Genomic DNA, 16,578 nt, shown 5'->3' with positions numbered 1-16,578 from the left:
AATGAGGCCTCTATATTTATAGGGGCCTTTTTTGATGGAATATAGTTACCAAAAGCAATTAAATTATAAGAAAAAATACTAAATTGCTTTATCAATTATAAATTTTAATGGTAGATCTTAATCAACCTCACCACCGTTTGAATATTTTAACAGGCGAAAAAGTACTCGTTTCTCCGCACCGCAATAATAGACCATGGCAAGGGAAAGTAGAGGATATCGTATCTGGCAACCTTCCTGCATACGACCCAACCTGTTATTTATGCCCGACGAATAAACGGGCTGACGGCACAGATAATCCGGATTATCAAGACACCTTTGTATTCACGAATGATTTTTCTGCTATCCTTGAAAATACTGCAGAAGGAACTTTTAATCAGGCGGATTTGTTGCAAGCCACTGCCGAACGTGGGCTGTGTAAAGTAATTACCTTCTCCCCTCGTCACGACTTGACCTTACCAGAGATGGATATTTCAGCGATCTTGAAAGTAGTGAATCTGTGGCAACAGGAATTTAACATTTTGGCACAAAAAGAGTGGATTAAATATATTCAGATATTTGAGAACAAGGGTGCCATTATGGGCTGCAGCAATCCTCATCCTCATGGACAGATATGGTCGCAAAGCAGCTTGCCCAACGAAATCTTGATAGAGACAGCACGGCAAAAAGCGTATTATGAAAAGAATAACACATCCATGCTGCAAGCTTATATAGAGTTGGAGTTGAGCCTTAATGAAAGAGTTATTATCGACAATGACCATTTTGTAGCTTTAGTACCCTATTGGGCGACATGGCCATTCGAAACCATGATTATTAGCAAAAGACATCTCCAACATATAGGACAATTTAATGAAGAGGAAAAAGCCGACCTTGCGAAGACTTTACAAGAGTTGACTATTAGGTATGACAATATTTTCAGCACTTCCTTCCCCTACTCTGCGGGCATGCATCAAGCACCTATCAATGATGGAGCGCATGAAGAATGGCATTGGCATATGCATTTTTATCCACCCTTGTTACGCTCGGCATCCATCAAAAAATTTATGGTCGGTTATGAAATGCTGGGATCTCCACAGCGAGATATCACTCCCGAACAAGCCGCAGCAATTATAAAAAAACAAAGTACGGTCCATTACAAAAAAGCCTAATCATGCAATTAGTTGATCAAATAAAAAGTGACTTTCAGGAATTGTTTGGCAATCAACCTGAATTAATCGTCAAATCCCCCGGTCGCATTAATATAATTGGAGAGCATACCGATTACAATAATGGATTTGTACTGCCCGCAGCGATAGATAAAGGTGTATATATTGGGGTATCACGACGTGATGATAATCATATTGAATTGTTTTCCGTCGATTACAAGGAGCGATACCACACAGATATTGACTCTTTGACTTTCGGCCCAGAATTATGGACCAATTACATATTGGGTGCTACGCGCATATTGCGAAAAACGCACAGCAATATAGACGGCTTTAACCTGATTGTAGCAGGGGATGTTCCTTTGGGTGCTGGACTTTCATCGTCTGCAGCCTTAACCTGCGCTACATCTTTTGCTCTTGATAAGTTATTTCAACTGCAACTTAGTCGATTAGACATTGCTAAAACAGGACAACAGACAGAGCATGAAGCGGTGGGTTTACGTTGCGGTATCATGGATCAGTTTGCATCTGTATTTGGGAAAGAAAATAACCTGCTCAAATTAGACTGCCGCAGTCTGGAATATGAATACATCCCTATTGTGCTGGAGAACTATGAAATTTTGCTGTTAAATACAAATGTCAAACATTCCTTGGCTTCCTCCGCTTACAACCAAAGAAGAGAAGCTTGTGAGGCTGCTGTTGCACTCGTCCAGCAAAAATATCCTTCGGTATCTTCCTTGCGGGATATTTCCATAGCTAAACTCGAAGAAATGGTCCAACCCATTTCAGCTGAATATTTTCAAAAGTCAAAGTTTGTAGTCGAGGAAAACCAGCGCCTATTAAATGCTACCGATGCGTTGAAATCTAATGATATCTCAAAACTAGGAAAACTCCTTTATGATGCTCATTGGGCACTGAGCAAAGAATATGAAGTGAGCTGTCCAGAATTAGACTTTTTGGTGTCCACGGCATCTACCCTACCCGAAGTGGCAGGTGCGAGGATGATGGGAGGTGGTTTTGGAGGATGCACAATCAATATGGTGGAAAAGGGAAAAAGCAAAACTGTAATCGAAAAAATAAGCAGTTTGTATTTTGATAGATTCCAATTAAATTTAACGCCGATTCAAGTCTCTATTTCCGATGGAACTCAGGTCATACTTTAATTCATACTAACCAACAAAACATATGAAATTCCAAGACTACATTGTATTCATAGTGTACTTTATAATCGTAGCAGGTTACGGATTATATATTTATTACAGGAAAAAATCTGCGGTTCAAGATTCCAAAGATTACTTTCTGGCCGAAGGTTCGTTGACCTGGTGGGCCATTGGTGCTTCGTTAATCGCATCCAATATTTCCGCCGAGCAATTTATTGGGATGAGTGGCTCTGGATTTAAAATGGGCCTGGCCATTGCCGCCTACGAATGGATGGCCGCGGTCACGTTAATTGTGGTTGCGATATTTTTTATGCCAGTCTATCTCAAAAACAAAATATTTACCATGCCGCAGTTTCTGCATCAGCGATACAATGGGACTGTAGCAATGATTATGGCCGTATTTTGGCTGATGCTATACATCGTGGTCAATCTGATGTCGATACTTTATCTCGGTGCTGTAGCGATTGGAGGCATATCGGGAATAGATGTCAGCACTTCTATTATATTACTTTCTCTTTTTGCGATAATTATCACCTTGGGAGGTATGAAAGTCATTGGCTACACCGATGTTATTCAAGTATTGGTACTCGTTATTGGTGGTTTTGTGGCGACCTATATTGCATTGGATATTATTTCCGAAGGCCAAGGTTTCTTTAAAGGGTTATCGAATTTGAATAAAGGCGCTTCCGAACATTTTGATATGATTTTTTCCCCTGAAAATGAAAATTATATGGAACTCCCAGGACTCAGTGTACTTATCGGAGGTATGTGGATTGCTAATCTTAGCTATTGGGGCTGTAATCAGTACATTACTCAGCGTGCCTTAGGAGCTTCACTTTCCACTGCACGTAATGGTCTACTCTTCGCTGCTTTCCTTAAAATGTTGATGCCTTTGATCGTGGTAATTCCCGGCATCGCTGTATACTATATCATTAAAAATGATCTAACAGCGATTCATCCAGACTTGCTACTGACCAGTAGCGGTGTTCAAGATCCCAATAAAGCTTATTCAGCATTATTGACTTTATTACCTACTGGCTTGAAAGGACTATCATTCGCCGCATTGACGGCTGCCATTGTAGCTTCTTTGGCGGGAAAAGCAAATAGTATTGCGACCATTTTCACCTTAGACATTTACAAAAAAGCCCTTAATCCTGAAGCATCTGAAACCAGATTAGTGAATGTGGGCAAAATAGCGGTTATTGTTTCGATGATTTTAGGAACATTGCTTGCACTCGTTGTTGGTAATGCACTGATGGGTGAAGGCAAGCAAGGATTCCAATATATTCAAGAGTATACCGGATTTGTATCGCCAGGTATTTTTGCCATGTTTATCCTTGGTTTTTTCTGGAAAAAAACCACTTCCAATGCGGCTCTTTTTGCGACTATAGGTGGATTTGTATTCTCCGTGTTATTAAAATTCTCCGGCCAAATGATGGATCTGGAATTCTTGTCCGCTATTAACTTTAGCGTACAGACACCCACTGGATATGAAATTCCATTTATGGATAGAATGAGTATAGTATTCTTACTTTGTATAGTAGGTATGGTGATCATCAGTTTGTATGAGAACAAAAAAGGTGTGCAGCCAAACAGCTTAGAAATTGATACAAAAATGTTTAAGGTATCACCAGCCTTCTTGGTGTTATCACTTCTTATTCTAGGTGTAACAGCGGCTTTATATATTGTATTCTGGTAAGATCTTTACATACATAAATAGAAAAGGCTCCACTGGCATTTTGCAGGCCTTTTCTGTTTTAGAATCTGCTATTTTTAGAGATTACTGAAAGAATAAACATAATCCAATAGAATAATAGCTTCGTTGACTTGTCTTACTTTTTTTCTTTTACCCGAAATTTCAAAAACAGCTTCCAATTTGTTTTCATCTTTTTCCATCCCCTTGCGCACGGCTTCTATCTGATGGTGCTCCAGAAATTTCTCAAATTCTCTTAGATTTTCAATCGCATTGTTTTTGAAAGTGATATGAATTGTTCGCGTCAAGAACAAACTTGATAATAATGTTTCTATTTTTTGAAACAAAGACAAGATGATCACCATCACTACGGCTAAAGCAAAACCAACCGTAAATTCACCAAATCCCACCAACATTCCAATAGCAGCCATAGTCCATATCACGGCAGCTGTGGTAAGACCTTGTACCGAGAACTTGCCTTGATAAATAACACCAGCACCCAAAAATCCAATTCCGGTGACAATATTTGCAGCTATCCGGTCATCCGAGATATTGCCAAGTCTCGATGCTAGCGTAAAAATCGTGGCACCAAAACAAATAAGAATGACGGTACGAAAGCCAGCAGACTTATTTCTATATTCACGTTCCAGGCCTACTATTGCACCACACGCAATAGATACCAGCACCGCATGAAAACTCTCATTCTCTAAAATAAAATCCATGTTTTAAATCATATTATTCCTCAAAGAAACAGAAATAGTTAGAGAATTAAAATTCTAAATGTACTTCCCAGTTCTTACTGTAATTTACTAAGCTTGAGGTAACCAATATGCAATTCATCTTGCGAACTATTTTCTACATCTTCCTCAGTCTGAATACCGTATTGATTACGGACATCAACGGGCAACATATCCTCTACCATATACGCATCATCTACGTCTATTCCGTATTTATTATCAATGTGCGGCTCGGTATGATGCTTCCAAAATACATTCTTCTTACCGATTCGTATAGCCTCTGCCATGGATGAAGCCACGATAAGCTGTTTATAATGGTATTCTTCATGTCATCAGGCTTATAACCTCCCAGATTTAAAAAATAAAGATGTAGGCCGTTGTCCTTCTTTTCGGCTGCATCTACCACAAATATCCTATGATTCCCGACTTTGGATACGGTTCGATAAGAATCAATATGTAATTTTTCGGCTATCTCGGGCCAAAACTCAATAAGTTTGGGTTTTAAATCCACCAATGTTGGAGCTACTCCGAAGAATACATCATGTTGCTCTATAAATCGGTTAGGAAGATTACACCCTACGATAGCCATAAAAAGATTATTCATTAATTTGAGATTTTGATTTAATCTCTAAATTAATAAGAATATCTCTTTTTTTACCTTCGATTAAAGAAAGATCGCCTACGACGAAAACACCCTTCTCCCCTGTGGATTGATTCCGCAATCCGTATACGGTCGACTCGTCGCTGGGATTTGTAATACCCTCGTATCGATACAAGTAATCGATCACATAATTCTCAGGTTGAGCATTCAATTCCTCAAAATAAATATTGTAATCTTTTTCAAAACCTAAGCTTTTCAATTCCTCCAAAGCTGCTGATACGGTCAAATAGTCATATTTAGTTTTCATATTTCATATATTAAATCTATAATCCTATAACACATAAATAATGGATACTGTTTAGATTAACTTCATTTATCCGTAAATTTGGCTTCAAACGAACAAATCATGGCATTAGAAGCTCCCTCACCAGAATATACACCATCCGCAGCCTTCCAAAGGCTTGTCGAGATCATGAATACCCTACGTGTAGAATGTCCTTGGGATAGAAAGCAAACAATGGAAAGCCTTCGACACCTCACCATTGAAGAAATGTATGAACTGGCGGATGCCATACTAGAAAACGATCAGGACGAAATAAAAAAAGAACTGGGCGACTTGATGATGCACTTAGTTTTCTATGCGAAGATTGCAGAGGAACAAGGTAATTTTGATGTCACCGATGCTCTAAACGCTGTTTGTGACAAACTCATCACGCGTCACCCTCATATATATGGTGAGACCAAAGTGAATAATGATGAAGATGTCAAAGCCAATTGGGAACAAATCAAATTAAAAGAAGGAAACAAATCCGTGCTGTCGGGTGTACCCAAAAGTTTGCCTGCATTAGTAAAGGCATATCGCATTCAAGACAAGGTTCGTGGAGTAGGATTCGATTGGGAAGATAAAACCGAAGTATGGAAAAAAGTTGAAGAAGAACTACAGGAATTCAAAACAGAATATAATATTGTCGAAAAAGAAAATATAGATCTAGCAAAAGCAGAACAAGAATTTGGTGATTTACTTTTTGCACTGACTAATTACGCAAGACATATAGGCATTAATCCTGAGAATGCTTTGGAACGCACCAATAAAAAATTCATCCGTCGATTTACTTATCTTGAAGAAAAAGCAGCTTTGCAAAACTTACAACTGCAAGATATGACGCTGGAAGAAATGGATGTATTTTGGAATGAAGCGAAGGCTAAAGGGCTTTAAAAAACGCGAGAAGGTCCGTTCTTTATTTCATGAACTGACCTTCTTTTTTTTAGCTATTACAGATTATTTTATGCTTTCGGCTCGGAAGTGTAAAGCAAACTGTGTCAGTGAGCTCTAAATAGATATAGGTCCCCTTCGGACCTATATCTATTTAGAGCCGCCGAAGGCTTTAATTCTATCACCAAATTTAAGGTGGAGTTGTTGCATTGTCAAGCCCCAATTACGAATTGGCATAGTCCATTTTTTGCTTATGTTTTGTATTGCCAGATAAATTAACTTTAATAACGCTTGATCTGATGTAAACGCTCCTTTTGTTTTAGTCACTTTCCTAATTTGACGGTGCATAGCTTCAATAGCATTTGTTGTATATATAGCTCTTCTCATTTCTGCATTGTACTCAAAGTAAGTGGATAGATTTGTCCAATTATCAACCCAACCACTTACTGCTAATAGATACTTGTTACCCCATTTTTCCTCAAACTCCAAAAAGCTTTTGATAACCATATTCTTGAGTATTAGCTTTATAGATAGGCTGCATATCTGCTACTACAGCCTTTTTGTCTTTCTCAGGAACATATTTTAGACTTGAGCGAATTTGATGAACTATACATAGTTGAACCTGGGTTTTGGGATAAACTGCTTCTATAGCTTCGGGAAAACCTTTTAAGCCATCTACACAAGCAACCAGAATATCTTCCACTCCACGCTGTTTTAAATCACTTAATACCGAAACCCAAAATTTGGCTCCTTCATTCTCAGATAAGTACACGCCTAATAATTCTTTTTTCCCATCTTGATTAAGACCAAGAATATTATATACTGCACGGCTTTGAACACTGCCCCTATCCTTAACTTTGAAGTGCATGCAGTCAAGGAAAATAAATGGATACAGAGGCTCTAATGGTCGATTTCGCCACTCAATCATTGCGGGAATGACTTTATCAGTGATGTGAGAGATCTCTGTAGCGGAAATCTCCATTGCATACATATCTCTAATATAAGTTGTTATATCACGGGTGCTCATACCACGAGCATACATGGAGATAACATTATCTTCTAATTCTTCGGTAATAATAAGTTGGCGTTTAGCTACTATTTTTGGTTCAAAGGTACCATTACGATCACGACCGCTTTCAAGTTCAAAGCTTCCTGATTGTAAGCTTCTAACTGTTTTCTTGGTTTTACCATTCTTGCGATTTGATTCTCCTGAAGCCTTATTCTCTAAAAGAGGATTTTCTAAATCACCTTCTAACATTGATTCTAATAAATGCTTTAGCATCGGAGCAAAAACTCCATCTGTACCACCCATCTTTTTGCCTTCGTAAAGGCCTTTCATCGCTTCTTCTTTGAATCGATCAAAATCAAATTTTTCCTTGTTCATTATACTGTGTCTAAAAATATGTATTTATTTCTTGACACAGTTCGGTTTACACCCTCTTCGGCTCTTCAGATTCGGTGGTAAAACCATTTCTTTCGTTATTGATATGATAAGTAAAATTGGTACAAATGATAATATCATTTGCATCAAAATGTTTAACTATTCCATTGTCCTCCAAAGTTACTATCCAACACGAATTTTGGTGCATACCATAATCAATGAGAAACAATGCATGCCCCTTACCTAAGGGCGTATCTACATATATACTGGGATTCAATTGTAAAATCATAAATATCAATCTCCTATTTAGAACATATTTAGCACTCAATTTGTTTCTATTCAAAACAAATTAATATGAGCACAGAAAATTTAAGTAACCAAGAGGCTATTGAAAAATTAAGAGAATTGGTCGATAGCATAGATGTAGCGATGATGATTAGCTATCCGAAAGAGGCCACATATCCCTACAAAACGCCCATGAGTCGCCAAGAAGTGGATGAAGATGGTAATATTTGGTATTTGCTGTCTTCAGAAAGCGAGACATGCAAAAACTTGGAGGAAAACCACAATGTATCCCTAAGTTTTGGTGATCCAGGTTCATATACCTATGTGAGCATTGATGGAATTGCGGCAATTTCTAGGGACCAAGAGCGTATTGATAAATATTGGAGTAAATTCGTCGAAGTGTATTTCGAACGCGGAAAAGAAGATCCTACCATCCGCGTACTCAAAGTGACGCCGCTGGATGCGCACTACTGGGATACCAAAACAAATAAACTATTTACACTACTCAAAGTGGCTTCTGCAGCTGTCACTGGACAAAAAGTTGATATTGGACGTCAAGGTGATCTAAATATTTAATATATTTATTTTGATTCATAACATATACGCCTAAGTCTTTAATCTGCTGATGGAAACAGAAATTGTTAAATTATCCCAAGTAAATAAAATATACAAAACCGGTGATACGACTATCACAGCATTGGATAAGACTTCAATAAGTTTCGAAACACACAAATTGACATTGATAATGGGCCCTTCTGGGAGTGGAAAGACGACTCTTCTTTCCATTCTCGGATGTGTCATATATCCCACCTCCGGACAGGTATTTTACAAAGGAAAAGAAGTTACAAATCTGAAGGAATCACATCTTGCAGAATTGCGTCTACACGAAATAGGTTTTGTATTTCAGCAGTTTAATTTGATAGAACCCCTGCACGCATTGGAAAATGTCATGCAACCTTTGATTTTGCAAAAGATCCCCGTAGCAGAAGCCAAAAGCAAAGCCAAGAAAGCATTGGATGAAGTGGGATTGTCGGATAGAATGTATAATCTGCCAAAAAAATTAAGTGGCGGACAGAAGCAACGTGTGGCTATTGCGCGTGCGTTGGTCACGGATCCATCCATGATATTATGTGACGAACCCACGGCTTCATTGGATGCAAAAAGTGCTGAAATAATTATGGAAGAATTAAAATCCTTGGCCTCAAGAGGCAAAGCAGTAATTATAGTGACGCACGACTTACGCCTGCGGAAATTCGCAGACAAAGTAATATATGTTGAAGAAGGTCAAGTTTCCAATACCATCAAAAATGAAGAAGACTATAAATAAGTGGGGTTACCTATTAGCCGTATGTGCATTGACTTGGAGTTGTTCATCCAATGATAATAAGCAAGAGAATACAAAAACAAATGAGCGAATTTTGCAGGAAGTCAATGCGGTAAAAGCAGTCGGAAAAGTCGTCCCAGCAGAGGATTATGCTGTTATTTCCAGTGCGACAGCAGGCAAAATAGTATCTCTCATGGTGCAGGATGGCGATTCGGTGCAGGCAGGACAGCTGCTATTTAAGTTGGAAGCAGGTAATGCCGATTTGGATATCCAACAAGCAAGAGCCCAACTAAACAGTCTACGCGCACAGAATAAGACTATGTCTGAAGATATCGTCAAAGCCGAGATCTATGCACGCGAACTCAAAGAAAAGTACGAGACTTCACGATCCCTGGTAGCTAAAAATGCAGAAACCCGCGAAAAAATGGAAACGGACTACTCCAATTGGCAACAGCAGGAGGTTACGGTGAGAAGCATGCGTCAACAATATCGCGCACAACAATTGACTGAATCCGAACAGGAAATAGAAATTAGCAAAGTTCAAAATGCTATTGGAGATTTCAGTGTACATGCTTCGACGGGCGGTATCATTACTGATTTGACAGCCAAGCTGGGACAAAGTATAGGCTCAGCAGAAGAATTAGGCAAAATCATTAACATCCAGAATCCTATTATTGAAGCGGAAGTGGACGAACTCTTTGCGAATGACATCAAACTGGGGCAGCAGGTGGTGGTTTCTCCTGTTGGACGAATGGACACATTGGCTACAGGAACTGTTTTCTATTTGAACCCTATTCTATCTAATAAATCCATACTTTATGAAACAGCAAATGAAGGCGAAGATAGACGTGTGCGCAAAATCAAAATCAAACTCGAACAAGGCAGCGACTTGACCATCAATGCAAAAGTAGATTGCAGTATTAGAATCAGATAACATGCTTGGATTAGCTTTTAAATTCATAAAATACGACCGAGCCAAAAGTATTGGTATAGTCACGGCAATTGTGATTAGTATCTTTCTAATCGGTCAACAGCTAAGCCTACTTTTTTTCCTGATGGGCTTGATGGGCAATCTGGTCGGCAATGCGCCGGTGACGGATAAGCAACTGTGGATTATAGAATCTCAAAGTACCAATATCAACGCCGTGAATGTGATTGACAACCGGCTAGTACAACAGATCGCGAGCTTACCCGGTGTCGAAAGCACTTTTCCGGTAGTACTAGCTGCAGGTCAAGCTTCCTTTTTGGATGGCAAGACAGCGGGTATCACCCTTGTAGGGGCGAATTCTCCGCAATTCGTCATGGGACCAGTGCCTGAAAAAATCGAAGAAGGACATATTGCCGATCTCGTACAACCTTCTTCCGTCACTGCAGAACTTTACAATGCCAAAACATGGAAAACTGACTTGTTTCTCAATAAACCCATAGAAATTAATGGGAAAAGTGCAAAAATTGCGGTCATAACTAAAAATGCCCAAGCTTTTGGCGCCAGTTTGATGTACACCTCTATGGAAAATGCTATCGTATTAGGAAATGCCTCTCCCTCCAAAGTAAGTATTATAATTGCAAACATCACGGACAGCGCTTCCAAACAACAGGTGCAACAGGATATCGAACAGCTCTTCCCTCAACTCAAAGCATGGGATGCGAAGAAATTGAAAAACTCTACTATAAAAGAGATTTTGATTAGTTCTAATATGGGTATGAGTTTTGGCACCCTGGTTATCTTCGCCATGATTAGTGGATTTTTTATCATTGGATTGACCTTATACTCCTCCGCCTTGGACCGAATTAAAGATTATGGGACGCTGAAGGCTATTGGAGCAACTAGAGGTTATGTAAATAAGTTGATAATTGCACAGGCCTTTCTTTATGCCATTATAGGATATACAATAGCTATGCTTTTACTTTATGGGTTCAAATTTGGTGTTGCAAATTCAGGATTAGCCATAGATATTTCGGTTGGATTTGCACTTTTTTTACTATTTGTGACCTTGCTTATTTCGGTAGGCGGCTCCTTATTTGCAGTGCGTAAAATTGCTAAACTTGAACCTGCTTCGGTATTTTAAACTATGAAAAAGCTATTTCTATATCTTCTATTTGCCGCTCCCATGATTGTTCAGGCGCAGACGTTGAGTATTCAGCAGCTGTGGGAAAATGCAAATCAGAATATTATCTATCAACAGAATCAACTGAAGACGCAAATCGTTGAACAGGAACTATTGGAACTCAAAACCAATAGAATTCCCATTTTCTATATAGATGCCAATTTACAGCGCAATTTGATCATTCCAACTACGCCCGTTCCAGCTATTGCTTTTGATCCTAGCGCACAAGAAGGGGCCATAATACCACTTAAATTTGCCACAAAATGGTCCTCGAAAGCGGGCGTACAAGTAGAATGGAATATTTTCGATGCCAAGCGCAAAGTCGAAGAACAGCAAAAAGCCTTGGAAATTCAAAAATCCCAATTGGATCAACAATTATCTCTGCAGACCTGGAAAAATGATGCTACATTGGCATATGCTTCCATTGTATTAGCTACGGAACAGTATAAATTGACTCAAGAGGATACAAAACTTTATGAAGAAATAGTTAGCATCACGAAAGAAAGATATGATGCTGGCCGCGAGCCTTCGGCTAATTATATCACCGCACAACAGGAGTTGGAGAGACATCAAATTCAATTGTATGAGTCATGGTCCGTCCTGCAAGAAGCCGATCAAGAATTGCGCAAATACAGCAACTTGGATACTACACAATATTTGACTTCTAATTTTGAAGACATCATTCAAAACCTTCAAAATTGGGATAAGACAAACTATGATATCAAAACCTTGGAGGTAGACAAAAGCATATCCGAACTGCAATTGGCGTCGGTCAAGCGACAACTTCTTCCTAACCTTTCTTTCAATGGATATTTGGGCGAACAATATTTTAGCAATGAATTGAAATTAGCGCGAACAGAAGAATGGTATGGTAATAGTTTTGTGAATTTAGCCTTGCGAATTCCTTTATCAGGCTATTTTACAACACAACCCACCGTTAAAAAAATCGCTTTGAATCGGGATTTAATTGATAAGCAGATTCAAGATATTACGCGCAATGAAGAGATTGAGAACAACCAAAACAATTTCAAAATCGTCGCTGTCGAGAAAAAAATTGATTCCTTCAAAAAAATTCAAGCCTTAGCCTTACAAAATAAAAATGAACAACAGGAGGCTTACAAAGCAGGGCGGATTTTACTTACCGTATACAGCGATGCCTTAAAAGGTTACCACAAAGCAAAACAAGATGTTTGGCAAGCTCAATACGATTTGTTGAAATTATTATTGAATTAATTTTTATATTCAATAATTTTCCCATTTATGAAAGTAAATATCCCAAATCCTTGTGCCGAAAAATACGACAACATGTCTCCTACTGAATTAGGGCGACTGTGCAAAGTCTGTAATACAGAAGTGGTAGATTTCACGGATTGGGAAACAAAAGATATTGTTGAATATATCCAAAAGTCCAATCAGAAGGTCTGTGGAAAGTTAAGTAAACAAAAAGCTGAAATAAGAGAAGTCAAAAGAAATCACTGGTCTAAATATGTTGCTGCTACATTAGCTTTTGGCAGTCTAGGAACATTATCTTATGCTAAGGCATACTCAATTCAATCTTCTTATTCTACAACTTCTTATAATCTAGTTGATACAGTAAATGTTCATATCGTAGATAGTGAAAATAATTCGTTGCCAGATGTATTATTAATTAATAAATCGAATAATCAAAAATTTCATACAGATAAAAATGGAGAAGCTAAATTGCCTATCATTGGGAACGAAATGTATAGTATTACCTATATTGGTTACAAAAAACAAGAAATAAAAATCATTAAGGCAAACTCGAACAAAACACTAAAAGTTACATTAGAGGATGACTCTTATGAGATCGGAGAAGTTTATGTAGCTCCTATGGAAAGAATAAAGCCTGTTTTAAATAAGGAAATTAATTTGTCAAAGAATTTACCCCAAACTTCTTCAACAACTCAAGATGTTTCACTTAAAAATCGAATCAAGAAACTTTTAAATATCTTCTCTATTCGAGATTAAAACTAAAATAAAAAGCCTCGAAATATTAATTTCGAGGCTTTAATTTATATAGCTGTAGCTTAATTACACTACTATATTAATAATCTTGCCTTTTACAAAGATTAGCTTTTTAACAGCTTTTCCATCCAAATAGCGTTGAACATCTGCATTTGCCAAGACAATCTCTTCTACCGCTTTCGCATCCAAATCTAACGCTAAAGGAAGATTCATCTTCATCTTACCATTTACCGAAACGGGATAAGCAAATACCGACTCTATCAAATAATCCGGATTGAACTTAGGATATGCTGCATACGATATCGCGCCTGCCTCATTACCCAATAGCGACCACAATTCTTCTGTGATATGCGGCGCATAAGGTTCCAATACGATAATCAAATCTTGAAGGATTTTACGCTTATTGCATTTCAAATCCGTCAGCTCATTCACACAAATCATAAAGGCAGAAACCGAAGTATTGAACGCGAAACGCTCGATATCATCTTCTACTTTTTTGATGATTTTGTGTAATGCTTTGTATTCTGCTTTGGTAGGCTCTTCATCAGACACATTGAAGTTTCCTCCTGCATCATGGAACAAACGCCATACCTTACGTAAGAATTTATATACACCCTCAATACCATTTGTATTCCAAGGTTTTGCCTGCTCCAACGGCCCTAAGAACATTTCGTAAAGACGCAATGTATCCGCACCGAAATTCGCAATGATATCATCCGGATTAACTACGTTAAATTTCGATTTTGACATCTTTTCCACCTCTGTACCACAGATGTATTTTCCGTCTTCCAATACAAATTCAGCATCCGCAAAATCAGGACGGAAAGATTTGAATTTCTCTGTATCCAACACATCATTATATACGATATTAACATCTACGTGCAATGGAATTGTATTGTATTGATCTCTCAAACCAAAAGATACAAACTTGTTTGTTCCTCTTCCTTCTTCATCCAATACACGGTACACAAAGTTCGAGCGACCTTGAATCATACCTTGGTTGATCAATTTTTTGAAAGGCTCTTCTTCATTGTGGAATCCCAAATCTTTCAAAAATTTATTCCAAAAGCGTGAGTACAACAAGTGACCGGTAGCGTGCTCAGAACCACCAATGTATAAATCCACCGCTTTCCAATAATCTACAGCTTCTTTTGAGGCAAACGATTCCGCATTCTGCGGATCCATATAGCGGAACCAATACCACGATGAACCTGCCCATCCTGGCATCGTACTTAATTCATATTCGTATTGATCTTGGTACTTCCAATTTTCAGCACGACCTAGAGGTGGCTCTCCTGTTTCAGTTGGTAAATACTTATCAACTTCGGGCAACAATAACGGCAATTCCTCTTCTTTAATCAAATAAGGTAGGCCATTTTTGAAATAAACCGGAACAGGCTCTCCCCAATAACGTTGACGACCAAAGATCGCATCACGCATGCGGAAATTGATTTTAGCCTTACCCAATTTCAACTCTTCCAATTTTGCTATCAAAGCTGCAACAGCCTCTTGATAAGTCATGCCATTGATAAATCCCGAATTGATGTATCGACCATCCTTATTTGCGTCCGCTTCTTCCTCGATATTTTGAGAATCCGAAATCGGAATAATCGGCAAATTGAAGTGTTTCGCAAATAAATAATCACGTTGATCGCCTGATGGAACCGCCATGACCGCTCCTGTTCCATATCCTGCTAATACGTAATCAGCAATCCAGATTTGTACATCTTTACCGGTGATTGGATGTTTCGCATATGAACCTGTGAATGCTCCCGAAACCGTTTTGGTGTCAGCCATACGATCCAACTCCGATTTCTTCGAAGTTTTATCGATATACGACTCAATTTCAGATTTTTGATCTTCAGTTGTTAAAGCAGAAACTAACTCATGTTCTGGTGCCAATACGATAAATGAAACACCAAAGATTGTATCGACACGTGTCGTAAAAACTTCAATATCCGTATCCAATTGTGGAACCGGAAATTTCACTGATGCACCTACAGATTTACCAATCCAGTTACGTTGCATTTCGATCAATGGCTCTGGCCAATCTACCGTATCCAATCCGCGCAACAGTCGGTCTGCATATGCTGTGATGCGCATCGACCACTGCATCATTTTCTTTTGTTCTACGGGATAACCTCCGCGTTCTGACACACCGTTGATTACCTCATCATTCGCCAATACCGTACCCAGTGCCGCACACCAGTTTACCGTACTCTCACGCAGATAAGCTAATCTATATTTTAAGATTTCTCGTTGTTGTTGTTCTTCCGAAAAAGATTTCCATTCTTCCGCTGAGAATGTCAATATATCATCATCACATTCAGCATTAATACCCTGTGATCCTGAAGTTTCAAACTTTGCAATTAAAGTTTCTATTGACTCAGCTTTGTCCACGTCTTTATTGTACCACGCATTGAAAAGCTGCATGAAAATCCACTGTGTCCAACGGTAATACGCAGGATCGGAAGTACGTACTTCACGGGACCAATCGTAGGAGAAACCAATGTTATCTAATTGTTCTCGGTAGCGATTGATGTTAGTTTCAGTCGTGATCGCAGGATGCTGTCCTGTCTGAATAGCATATTGCTCGGCTGGCAAGCCAAATGAATCGTACCCCATTGGGTGCAATACATTATATCCTTTCAATCTTTTGTAACGGGAGAAAATATCGGATGCGATATACCCCAGTGGATGACCTACGTGCAATCCCGCCCCCGAAGGATATGGGAACATATCTAATACATAATATTTAGGCTTTTCAGTCGATTCTGACGTTTTGAACGTTTGATTGTCAGCCCAAAATTTTTGCCACTTCTGCTCAATTGATTTATGCGAATAATCCATTTCTTGTACCTTATAAAAGAATTGCGAAAATAGCGATTTTAAGCTAATTTTTGAACATTTGTTTTCTTAATCATTAATATTTTTGGGATATTAGTAAG

At 38.6% G+C, this 16,578-nt stretch carries 16 protein-coding genes and 1 pseudogene; 10 read left to right on the top strand and 7 right to left on the bottom strand.

Annotation, left to right across the window (positions count from 1 at the left end; genetic code table 11):
• The first annotated feature begins 107 nt into the window (after window positions 1-107).
• The 3 genes from EDC17_RS12140 to EDC17_RS12130 are packed head-to-tail and all read left to right on the top strand — an operon-like array spanning window position 108 to window position 4,001.
• Window positions 108-1,145 (top strand): UDP-glucose--hexose-1-phosphate uridylyltransferase, encoded by a 1,038-nt coding sequence (locus EDC17_RS12140; protein ID WP_132778339.1) that lies wholly within the window; start codon window positions 108-110, stop codon window positions 1,143-1,145.
• Window positions 1,146-1,147: 2 nt separating this feature from the next.
• A complete protein-coding gene (gene galK, locus EDC17_RS12135) occupies window positions 1,148-2,305 on the top strand; it encodes a galactokinase (RefSeq protein ID WP_132778338.1) in 1,158 nt (385 codons plus the stop codon).
• Window positions 2,306-2,327: 22 nt separating this feature from the next.
• Window positions 2,328-4,001 (top strand): sodium/sugar symporter, encoded by a 1,674-nt coding sequence (locus EDC17_RS12130; protein WP_132778337.1) that lies wholly within the window; start codon window positions 2,328-2,330, stop codon window positions 3,999-4,001.
• Between the two features lie 74 nt (window positions 4,002-4,075).
• Here EDC17_RS12130 and EDC17_RS12125 read toward each other — a convergent pair whose 3' ends face one another.
• The 4 genes from EDC17_RS12125 to EDC17_RS12115 form a co-directional block, all read right to left on the bottom strand.
• Window positions 4,076-4,717, bottom strand: a complete 642-nt coding sequence (locus tag EDC17_RS12125; RefSeq protein WP_132778336.1) for an MgtC/SapB family protein — start codon at window positions 4,715-4,717, stop codon at window positions 4,076-4,078.
• Between the two features lie 74 nt (window positions 4,718-4,791).
• Window positions 4,792-5,031: a hypothetical protein gene (locus EDC17_RS16885; protein ID WP_165894414.1), complete on the bottom strand. Its 240-nt coding sequence runs from the start codon at window positions 5,029-5,031 to the stop codon at window positions 4,792-4,794.
• Window positions 4,935-5,321 carry a DUF1543 domain-containing protein gene (locus tag EDC17_RS17635; protein WP_394343361.1) on the bottom strand — a complete coding sequence of 129 codons (387 nt, stop codon included), beginning with the start codon at window positions 5,319-5,321 and terminating at the stop codon, window positions 4,935-4,937. Before EDC17_RS17635 ends, EDC17_RS16885 begins: the two co-directional genes overlap by 97 nt.
• A 7-nt stretch (window positions 5,322-5,328) precedes the next feature.
• Window positions 5,329-5,640: a hypothetical protein gene (locus EDC17_RS12115; protein WP_132778334.1), complete on the bottom strand. Its 312-nt coding sequence runs from the start codon at window positions 5,638-5,640 to the stop codon at window positions 5,329-5,331.
• Between the two features lie 99 nt (window positions 5,641-5,739).
• Here EDC17_RS12115 and mazG point away from each other — a divergent pair, with 99 nt between their 5' ends.
• The gene (mazG, locus tag EDC17_RS12110; protein ID WP_132778333.1) at window positions 5,740-6,549 is read left to right on the top strand and encodes a nucleoside triphosphate pyrophosphohydrolase; all 810 of its coding nucleotides are present in this window, start codon (window positions 5,740-5,742) and stop codon (window positions 6,547-6,549) included.
• 147 nt (window positions 6,550-6,696) lie between these two features.
• Here mazG and EDC17_RS12105 read toward each other — a convergent pair.
• Both EDC17_RS12105 and EDC17_RS12100 read right to left on the bottom strand, forming a co-directional pair.
• Window positions 6,697-7,930 (bottom strand): annotated as a pseudogene (locus EDC17_RS12105) (IS256 family transposase).
• A 46-nt stretch (window positions 7,931-7,976) separates the two neighbouring features.
• Complete coding sequence (locus tag EDC17_RS12100; RefSeq protein ID WP_132778332.1) at window positions 7,977-8,216, bottom strand: hypothetical protein; 240 nt, start codon at window positions 8,214-8,216, stop codon at window positions 7,977-7,979.
• Between the two features lie 65 nt (window positions 8,217-8,281).
• Between EDC17_RS12100 and EDC17_RS12095 the strand changes: the two genes are divergently transcribed.
• From EDC17_RS12095 to EDC17_RS12070, 6 genes are read left to right on the top strand one after another with little or no spacing between them, the layout of a single operon-like run.
• On the top strand, window positions 8,282-8,788 hold the full coding sequence (locus tag EDC17_RS12095; RefSeq protein WP_132778331.1) for a pyridoxamine 5'-phosphate oxidase family protein: 507 nt from the start codon (window positions 8,282-8,284) through the stop codon (window positions 8,786-8,788).
• A gap of 49 nt (window positions 8,789-8,837) precedes the next feature.
• Window positions 8,838-9,539 carry an ABC transporter ATP-binding protein gene (locus tag EDC17_RS12090; protein WP_132778330.1) on the top strand — a complete coding sequence of 234 codons (702 nt, stop codon included), beginning with the start codon at window positions 8,838-8,840 and terminating at the stop codon, window positions 9,537-9,539.
• Window positions 9,520-10,470 carry an efflux RND transporter periplasmic adaptor subunit gene (locus tag EDC17_RS12085; RefSeq protein WP_165894415.1) on the top strand — a complete coding sequence of 317 codons (951 nt, stop codon included), beginning with the start codon at window positions 9,520-9,522 and terminating at the stop codon, window positions 10,468-10,470. The genes EDC17_RS12090 and EDC17_RS12085 overlap by 20 nt, the downstream gene beginning before the upstream one ends.
• A gap of 1 nt (window position 10,471) precedes the next feature.
• Window positions 10,472-11,605, top strand: coding sequence for an ABC transporter permease (locus EDC17_RS12080; protein ID WP_132778328.1), 1,134 nt, complete (start codon window positions 10,472-10,474; stop codon window positions 11,603-11,605).
• 3 nt (window positions 11,606-11,608) lie between these two features.
• The gene (locus tag EDC17_RS12075) at window positions 11,609-12,877 is read left to right on the top strand and encodes a TolC family protein (protein WP_132778327.1); all 1,269 of its coding nucleotides are present in this window, start codon (window positions 11,609-11,611) and stop codon (window positions 12,875-12,877) included.
• A 27-nt stretch (window positions 12,878-12,904) separates the two neighbouring features.
• A complete protein-coding gene (locus EDC17_RS12070; RefSeq protein ID WP_132778326.1) occupies window positions 12,905-13,633 on the top strand; it encodes a carboxypeptidase-like regulatory domain-containing protein in 729 nt (242 codons plus the stop codon).
• Window positions 13,634-13,696: 63 nt separating this feature from the next.
• On the opposite strand, the gene leuS is transcribed toward EDC17_RS12070, so the two are convergent.
• Window positions 13,697-16,480 (bottom strand): leucine--tRNA ligase, encoded by a 2,784-nt coding sequence (gene leuS / locus EDC17_RS12065; protein ID WP_132778325.1) that lies wholly within the window; start codon window positions 16,478-16,480, stop codon window positions 13,697-13,699.
• Between the last annotated feature and the right edge of the window lie 98 nt (window positions 16,481-16,578).

The organism is Sphingobacterium alimentarium, from assembly GCF_004342685.1.
Taxonomy (GTDB): Bacteria; Bacteroidota; Bacteroidia; order Sphingobacteriales; family Sphingobacteriaceae; genus Sphingobacterium; species Sphingobacterium alimentarium.
Note: the sequence above shows the minus strand (reverse complement) of the source record. Positions and strands in the feature narration are given on the sequence as shown.

Bases quoted from the DNA above. Each gene is read 5' to 3' on its own strand.
- EDC17_RS12140 (WP_132778339.1), top strand. From the start codon at position 108: ATGGTAGATCTTAATCAACCTCACCACCGTTTGAATATTTTAACAGGC.
- galK (WP_132778338.1), top strand. From the start codon at position 1,148: ATGCAATTAGTTGATCAAATAAAAAGTGACTTTCAGGAATTGTTTGGC.
- EDC17_RS12130 (WP_132778337.1), top strand. From the start codon at position 2,328: ATGAAATTCCAAGACTACATTGTATTCATAGTGTACTTTATAATCGTA.
- EDC17_RS12125 (WP_132778336.1), bottom strand. From the start codon at position 4,717: ATGGATTTTATTTTAGAGAATGAGAGTTTTCATGCGGTGCTGGTATCT.
- EDC17_RS17635 (WP_394343361.1), bottom strand. From the start codon at position 5,321: ATGGCTATCGTAGGGTGTAATCTTCCTAACCGATTTATAGAGCAACAT.
- EDC17_RS12115 (WP_132778334.1), bottom strand. From the start codon at position 5,640: ATGAAAACTAAATATGACTATTTGACCGTATCAGCAGCTTTGGAGGAA.
- mazG (WP_132778333.1), top strand. From the start codon at position 5,740: ATGGCATTAGAAGCTCCCTCACCAGAATATACACCATCCGCAGCCTTC.
- EDC17_RS12100 (WP_132778332.1), bottom strand. From the start codon at position 8,216: ATGATTTTACAATTGAATCCCAGTATATATGTAGATACGCCCTTAGGT.
- EDC17_RS12095 (WP_132778331.1), top strand. From the start codon at position 8,282: ATGAGCACAGAAAATTTAAGTAACCAAGAGGCTATTGAAAAATTAAGA.
- EDC17_RS12090 (WP_132778330.1), top strand. From the start codon at position 8,838: ATGGAAACAGAAATTGTTAAATTATCCCAAGTAAATAAAATATACAAA.
- EDC17_RS12085 (WP_165894415.1), top strand. From the start codon at position 9,520: ATGAAGAAGACTATAAATAAGTGGGGTTACCTATTAGCCGTATGTGCA.
- EDC17_RS12080 (WP_132778328.1), top strand. From the start codon at position 10,472: ATGCTTGGATTAGCTTTTAAATTCATAAAATACGACCGAGCCAAAAGT.
- EDC17_RS12075 (WP_132778327.1), top strand. From the start codon at position 11,609: ATGAAAAAGCTATTTCTATATCTTCTATTTGCCGCTCCCATGATTGTT.
- EDC17_RS12070 (WP_132778326.1), top strand. From the start codon at position 12,905: ATGAAAGTAAATATCCCAAATCCTTGTGCCGAAAAATACGACAACATG.
- leuS (WP_132778325.1), bottom strand. From the start codon at position 16,480: ATGGATTATTCGCATAAATCAATTGAGCAGAAGTGGCAAAAATTTTGG.